Origin of the sequence: Hydrogenibacillus schlegelii (assembly GCF_001653195.1) — a bacterium.
Taxonomy (GTDB): domain Bacteria; phylum Bacillota; class Bacilli; order Thermicanales; family DSM-22653; genus Hydrogenibacillus; species Hydrogenibacillus schlegelii.
This window is the reverse complement of the sequence record NZ_JXBB01000033.1, coordinates 1-6,077: the sequence shown is the minus strand read 5'-3', so window position 1 is coordinate 6,077 and position 6,077 is coordinate 1. Positions and strand designations below refer to the sequence as shown.

Below are 6,077 nucleotides of genomic sequence, written 5' to 3'. Positions count from 1 at the left end.
AAGAGGCCTTCCAAAATCTCGTCGTCCACGGTAATCTGGTACTGAGCCATCCGGTATCCCTCCTGGTGAAGTGGTTTCTTCTCCGTCTCACATTCTACCAAAGAGGGCCGGATGGCTCATTTTATGTCACCTGGACCATCCGTTTTTACACATGATACCGGACACGACTTACTCTCCGCGGGATCGATCTCCTTGGAGAACCGCAATTTCGATAAGATGCTGAATAAGGAGCGGGAAGCCTACTTCAACCAGCAGAAGCAGATCGACCATTCCCATCTCATCACGCAGCTGTGGATGACGCTCGGCACGGTCGCCGTCGTGGCCGCGGGCTTCACCCTCAGGCCGGGCGGGTCGTTCGACGCTTCGCTTGTGTTGATTCTCATCTATTCGGCTTTTCACCTCGCCGGATTCGGCAAGCGGTTCCTCGCCTTCCTGGAGCTCCTGGGAAGACTCGATGTCTCTCTCAGGAAAATCGGTTACGGCGACCCGCCCCGGATCCGTCCGGTCCAAGTTGTCTCGCTCCCCGATCCCGTGATCATCGCCGTCGAGGACGTATCCTTTTCCTACAAGGAAGGCGAGCCCGTGCTCCAGCAGGTATTTTTCGATATCCGTCAGCGGGAGAAGCTACTTATCGTGGGCAAGAACGGCAGCGGGAAGTCGACGTTGGTCAAGCTGATCGCCGGGCTCCTAAACCCGGACCAGGGGCGCGTGCTGTACAACCGCAAGTACTTGCACGGCGCTGCCGACATCGGCTACTACTCCCAGCATATGGAGCTGTTCGACCGGAGCATTTACGAGAACATGATCTACCCGCGCGAGTCTTGCGACATCGGCGCGATCTGGAGGCTCGTCGACCTTCTCAAGCTGAACACACTCATTGAGGACGAGGAGGACCTGTTTCACAAACGCCCGGGAGATTTCGGCGCCAGGTTTTCGGGCGGGGAGAAGCAGAAGCTGCTCATCGCCCGCTCGCTCATGAACAAGAAACCGGTGATGATTTACGATGAGGTCAACTCGGCGCTTGACAGGGAAGCCGTGGAGATCTTCGCAAACTTGATCGAGAACGAGCTCCAAAGCAGCACCGTGATCTTGGTGTCGCACCGGATCGAAGGGATATGCGGCTTTGAAAGAGTCGTGGAAATCTCCGATGGGCGGCTCTCGTTAGTTAGCTAGTTTCCCTGAAAAAGTCGGTTATTTTAAGCAAAATAAAAATGAATTTGCCCCCCTTGTCAAGGCCGATTTAAAAATCCCCCATTCTGGCCACTCGAAAAATCCCCCGGTCCGGGATTCAAAGGCACCCACCACGCGCTTACGAGTTGGAAGAATAGCGTCGCCTCCAGCGAGTCCAGGGCCAGGTCGCCCAGTTCGTCGATGATGAGCAGCCGGGGCGCGGTGTACACCCGTAGCCGTCTCTCCAGCCGGTTTTCGGGATGGGCTCGGCGCAAGTTCTGGACGAGGGTATAGGCCGTCACGAAGTACACGGCCAGGCCCTGCTCGATGGCTGCGAGCCCCAGAGCGACAGCCAGGTGTGTCTTCCCCACGCCAGGCGGCCCCAGGAACAGGACGTTGGTCGCGTTGGCCACAAACGCCATGGTGGCCAGTTCCCGAATTTGGCGCTCATCGATGGACGACTGGAAGGCAAAGTCGAACGGGTCCAGGGTCTTGTGGAAGGGGAGATGCGCCAGGCGAATGCGAGCCTTCAAGGACCGTTCCCGACGAACGGCCAGCTCCGCATCCTGCAGATCCGCCAGGGAATCGGCATCGGTCATCTCCTGCGTGGCCGCTGCCTCCAGGCGGCTTTCGAGAACCGCCGCCGCGTGGCTCAAGCTCAGCTGCTCCAGGTACTGCCGGGCCCTCTCCAGGGCGATCATCGGGCCTCGCCTCCGACCGGAGCCTCATGGACGACCAGCGGCCTCCGGGTCCGGTATGCGCCGGGCGACCGGTTCCGGACGCCGGACGGGTCCGTTCAGCGGCAGTCCGGCATACGGGTCCGGAATGCGTACGACGGTGCCAGGGAGCAGAGAACGCGGGTGGCGGTCGATGCAATGGTCTCCCGTGGCCGTCCAGATTTCCACGTACGCGCCCCGCTCCTTCACCACCACCTGCGCCCCCGCCCAATGCCAGGGAACGCCGTATCGGTAACCGCCCCAGGAAACGAACGGTCCCGGCTCACCTTGCGGGCTTCTACCAGCATGTGCTCCAGCCGCTGCCGCTCCGGTACCGGCTGCAGGGGCTCGCGGGCCGGCTGCTCCGCCGGAACGACACCTGTCGTCCCATGGACCCGCCGGTTGGCCCGGGCACACCACGCTTGAGCCTGTTCGTACAGGTCCGCCAGGTTCGTGAACCGCCGGCCGGGCCAGAAATTCTCCCGCACGTACCGGATGAGCCGTTCCACCTTGCCCTTGGTCGGGGCCCGCCACGGGCGGCAGGCCTTGGGTTGGAAACCGACCAGCGCAGCAAAGTCGGCCATCCGGGGATGCCACTCGACCTCACCCCTTTCGTTATGTCCCAGGACGACCTACTTCATGTTGTCGAACAGAACCTCCTTCGGCACGCCACCACAGGCTTCGAAGGCGTTCAAGAGACACCGGAGCAGGGTATCCAGGTCCATCCATTCCGTGAACTCGACGTCCATGAAGCGGGAAAAACTCAGCAGGTACACGAAGGCGTACACCGTCTGCCGCCGGCCGCGCTCATCCTCATCCCGGAAGTACGCCCAGTCCACCTGGGCCTACTGGCCAGGCAACGTTTCGAAACGCTGAACCGCTTGTGCGGCACGGGGCACCCGGTACTGGGCAACAAAGGCCTTGAGGATGCTCTTCCCGCCAGTGTACCCCAGGGCGCGAATCTCGTCCAGCAGGACGTTGCAGTTCAACGTCCCTTCGGCGATGCGGCTCACCAGGGATGGCTTGAAGGGGTCCAACTTGGACGGACGCGGCGGCCGGGGCTTGTAACGAGGCAGTTCCTGTGCGTAAATGGACTTGCGCACCGTCTTGCGGTCGTGACCGGTCCTCCGGGCGACCTCCCGGATGCTGCGCAGTTTCGCGTACAACTCCTCGATGTAAAACATTTCCCTCGCTCCTATCATGATGCAGACACCTCATCCTTGCCGGGGATTCGGTGTCTGTAATTCGGTGGGGCGGGGGAATTTTCATCTGGCCTTCGTGGTGGATTTTACGACCGGTCGCTACAAGCGTGTGCCGGTGTGTCCGGCTAGGTGCCGGATATCGTCCCACCCGTATGCCCACTCTTCCAGCGTCTTGCCGCCGATTGTAATAGGTTGGCTTCGCAACAGGCGGCCTCCAAGGGCCTCGTAGAAGTGGCGGCAAGGGTTTTCCGCAAGAACCCAGACCAGCATGGTGTTAAAGCCCCGTTGAAGTAACCGCTGTGCGACCTCTCGGACCAGCCGTCTACCGATTCCTTGGCGCTGGTACTTTTTTAGGATGTAGATCGCACCCAGTTCGCTGTGGAAATGCGGGTCACCGCGTCGCTCGGGGCCGGCAGCGGCAAAGCCAACCACACCTCGCCCGGTGTCCTCAGCCACAATGACGAACGGTTGATTCGCCGCTCCTGCATCGCGGGAGATCACATCTCGCCATTGGGAAGCGCGAGGTTCCTCTTCCATGTTGTCCAGGTACTCATCTGGAATGAGACCGCGGTATGTACTACGCCAAGTCGCCACCTGAACCCGTGCGATGGCTGTAGCATCATCCGGCCGGGCAGGCCGTACAAGGAGTGCCATGGCGGATTTCCCTCCGAGTTTCCCTTGAACCCGCAAGGAGATTGCCAATCACACAAGCATGGTACGTGCATGCAATCCCTACCGATAGATGGGAAGGGCTGCCGGCCACAGCTTACGGATCCGCGCCCCTTGAATTAGACACTTTGTTCGGTCTCCCTATGTAATGTAGACCTTGCTTGTGCTTAGGGCTTCTTTGAGCATTTCTTGGGGCGTTTTGTGACCGCAGGCTTGAATGCAGCCGATGCTCGTTGTAGTACCGGATCCGTGCAGATGACCGACCCACGCGTGACTCAAAAAGGCGCCGCCCTGATCGTGATGGACGATGGCTTTCGGGCGCTCCCTCTTTTGGGTCAGGATGAACGCTTTGGCGCGTTCCCAAGCCTGAAGCGCCGTCCGAACATCCGGCGAGAAAGAGATGGCATATCCGATCACCATGCGGGTCCGATGGTCCAGAATCGGCAAAAACCAAACCTTCCCGCCGCCATAGACGAGTGGGGTGAAATCGGTGTAGAGTACCTCGAAAGCGTCCGGCTCCCGTTCGGAAAGAAGGCCGGCGACGAGATTCACCCGTTCCTTGGCCAGAACGACCGTCTCGAGCAGCGGATTGGGCTTCGGTTTTCTCACCTTTCGCGTGAGGGAAAGCTCAAACGTGTGGAGAAGACGACGGACCCGCTTTCCATTGACGACCATTCCCCATCGCCGAAGCTCGGCCTCGAGGCGGCGATCGCCGGACTCCGGATGTTCCCGAAGGATGGCTTCGATCTCAGCTTTGAGCGCTTCGTCTGCCAGAGCCCGTCTCTTTTCGGTCTCCTCTCGCTTTTTCTGGTAATACCACGTCGCTCGTGAAATGCGAAGTGTCTTGAGGAGAACCGGCAGGGGAGCCAGCCGCCTGGCCAGCGCCTCTTGCGCCAGACGGATGCGCTCCTGAAGCGGAAGTTGATCTAGCTCCCCTGCCCGAGGAAGTTTTTTAGGAGCGCGATTTCGACCTCCTTTTTGCCGAGGAGCTGTTCCAAATCACGAATGCGCTTCTGGTATTCCTGCTCTTTGTTCGGGGGTTCAAAGAGCTCAGCGCCTTTTTCCAGGAGGGTTTGCTTCCACTTCAAGAGGGTATTCGGATGAACGCCGTATTCCCGGGAGAGTTCGACGAGCGTTTTTTCGCCTTTGATCCGTTCCAAAGCCGCTTTGAATTTGATGGATCCGGGGATGGATTTTGTGCGTTTCACGAGTCGCCCCTCCTTTGACAGAAGGATACAACATAGCTTCAGCATTTGTCCAGTCTGAGGGGCGCATGACAGGGAAGATGAAAGGGTGGGGCGCTGGCGAGGGAAAATACCTCGTTTGAGGTATTTACATCTCGCGCTGACTTTGGTAAAAAGGAAACAAAGATACATAACAGGGGACGCCTCTTTTCGTTCATCGCTTGCCTTCGCCGACGGTATCGGCGTTACGAAACGCTTGGAATGTTCTTGCCCGACGTCGGGCTCATCATCGTCACGGATTCCGATCTCCGCGTCGCTTTGGTCATGCATCCGGCTCTTGATGGAAGAGGCGGGGAACACGCAGACGAAGGCGCACGGTCGTTGCCCTTCGGCGCATTTCCAAAGTTCAATCCCGGAGATGCGCTCGACGAGGCGTCATATGGCCTCACTGCTTTTGTTCTGGCGAAGCGCTCGGGCCGCATTCGGGCTGTAGTCGGCACGGTTCACAGCTGTCCGCAGTTCAAAAGATGTGGACCGTCGCGGTACCGTTTGGGGAGGAGCCGCTTGGCTATGTGGGCTTATTCTTTTCGACGTATCGATATCCGTACGGATACGCGATCTGGCTGATCGAAGAGGTTCTGGAACTTTTGGCTGCCGGCGCAAGCACCGGGGAGATCGCCCGGAAGCTCCATCTTAGCCGGTCGACGATCAAGACGCACCTCGCCCGCATCGCCGAGAAGTTGGGAATTGAACCGGGAGTGAAGTCGATCTTAATGTTTATCGATCGTTTTACTCGATGAGGAAACGGATGAGGGTAAATTTTGACTCTGAAGCTTTTGTCGTCCAAGTGGACGACATAAGAGCGAAATCTAGTTTAAAAGGCTGGTGAATTAAGTCCACTGGATCGACCATCTTCGCCCGACGAGGTGTGACGTCATAACGAATAGAACCGTCAAAAATGCGGCCACTCCCCTTGTGAGCCTTTCGTATGCCGGTTTGAGGCACACGGAACTCCCGGTCTGTGGGCGCTTCCGCACATACCGGCTTAATCGTTTGAGATTCTGCACTACAGCCGTCAGGATGGCTTGCTCTTGCATCGCTTCCAAGCCACGGCTTCGAGCACGGCTTAAGCCGTG

The 6,077-nt window shown here is 58.7% G+C and carries 10 protein-coding genes and 2 pseudogenes; 2 read left to right on the top strand and 10 right to left on the bottom strand.

The annotated features are described in order from the left end of the window. Positions 1-192 precede the first annotated feature (192 nt). The gene (locus SA87_RS08530) at positions 193-1,173 is read left to right on the top strand and encodes an ATP-binding cassette domain-containing protein (RefSeq protein ID WP_066202026.1); all 981 of its coding nucleotides are present in this window, start codon (positions 193-195) and stop codon (positions 1,171-1,173) included. A gap of 56 nt (positions 1,174-1,229) precedes the next feature. On the opposite strand, the gene SA87_RS08525 is transcribed toward SA87_RS08530, so the two are convergent. The 9 genes and pseudogenes from SA87_RS08525 to SA87_RS08495 all read right to left on the bottom strand — a co-directional run bounded on the left by SA87_RS08525 (position 1,230) and on the right by SA87_RS08495 (position 4,965). After that, positions 1,230-1,871, bottom strand: a complete 642-nt coding sequence (locus SA87_RS08525; protein WP_066202024.1) for an ATP-binding protein — start codon at positions 1,869-1,871, stop codon at positions 1,230-1,232. A 24-nt stretch (positions 1,872-1,895) separates the two neighbouring features. Continuing rightward, entirely contained in the window at positions 1,896-2,099 is a 204-nt protein-coding gene (locus SA87_RS14435; protein ID WP_409359805.1) for a hypothetical protein, read from the bottom strand. Then, the gene (locus tag SA87_RS08520; RefSeq protein ID WP_156516520.1) at positions 2,093-2,395 is read right to left on the bottom strand and encodes a hypothetical protein; all 303 of its coding nucleotides are present in this window, start codon (positions 2,393-2,395) and stop codon (positions 2,093-2,095) included. Before SA87_RS08520 ends, SA87_RS14435 begins: the two co-directional genes overlap by 7 nt. A 123-nt stretch (positions 2,396-2,518) precedes the next feature. Beyond that, positions 2,519-2,725: a DDE-type integrase/transposase/recombinase gene (locus tag SA87_RS08515; protein WP_066202021.1), complete on the bottom strand. Its 207-nt coding sequence runs from the start codon at positions 2,723-2,725 to the stop codon at positions 2,519-2,521. 6 nt (positions 2,726-2,731) lie between these two features. After that, positions 2,732-3,070, bottom strand: coding sequence for a transposase (locus SA87_RS08510; RefSeq protein ID WP_066202019.1), 339 nt, complete (start codon positions 3,068-3,070; stop codon positions 2,732-2,734). A 117-nt stretch (positions 3,071-3,187) separates the two neighbouring features. After that, positions 3,188-3,742, bottom strand: a complete 555-nt coding sequence (locus SA87_RS08505; RefSeq protein WP_066202017.1) for a GNAT family N-acetyltransferase — start codon at positions 3,740-3,742, stop codon at positions 3,188-3,190. Positions 3,743-3,898: 156 nt separating this feature from the next. Continuing rightward, positions 3,899-4,366: a DDE-type integrase/transposase/recombinase gene (locus SA87_RS08500; protein WP_169816942.1), complete on the bottom strand. Its 468-nt coding sequence runs from the start codon at positions 4,364-4,366 to the stop codon at positions 3,899-3,901. Between the two features lie 60 nt (positions 4,367-4,426). After that, positions 4,427-4,495 (bottom strand): annotated as a pseudogene (locus tag SA87_RS14430) (hypothetical protein); the annotation flags it as partial. A 188-nt stretch (positions 4,496-4,683) separates the two neighbouring features. Next, entirely contained in the window at positions 4,684-4,965 is a 282-nt protein-coding gene (locus tag SA87_RS08495) for a transposase (RefSeq protein WP_066202013.1), read from the bottom strand. A gap of 503 nt (positions 4,966-5,468) precedes the next feature. Here SA87_RS08495 and SA87_RS08490 point away from each other — a divergent pair. Next, entirely contained in the window at positions 5,469-5,741 is a 273-nt protein-coding gene (locus SA87_RS08490) for a response regulator transcription factor (protein ID WP_082718048.1), read from the top strand. A 90-nt stretch (positions 5,742-5,831) separates the two neighbouring features. On the opposite strand, the pseudogene SA87_RS14425 reads toward SA87_RS08490, so the two are convergent. Then, positions 5,832-6,077, bottom strand: a pseudogene (locus tag SA87_RS14425) (hypothetical protein); the annotation flags it as partial.

What these genes read in the sequence shown, in the direction of transcription:
- SA87_RS08510 (WP_066202019.1), bottom strand. Translation starts at nt 3,070, where the DNA reads ATGTTTTACATCGAGGAGTTGTACGCGAAACTGCGCAGCATCCGGGAG.
- SA87_RS08525 (WP_066202024.1), bottom strand. Translation starts at nt 1,871, where the DNA reads ATGATCGCCCTGGAGAGGGCCCGGCAGTACCTGGAGCAGCTGAGCTTG.
- SA87_RS08505 (WP_066202017.1), bottom strand. Translation starts at nt 3,742, where the DNA reads ATGGCACTCCTTGTACGGCCTGCCCGGCCGGATGATGCTACAGCCATC.
- SA87_RS08490 (WP_082718048.1), top strand. Translation starts at nt 5,469, where the DNA reads ATGTGGACCGTCGCGGTACCGTTTGGGGAGGAGCCGCTTGGCTATGTG.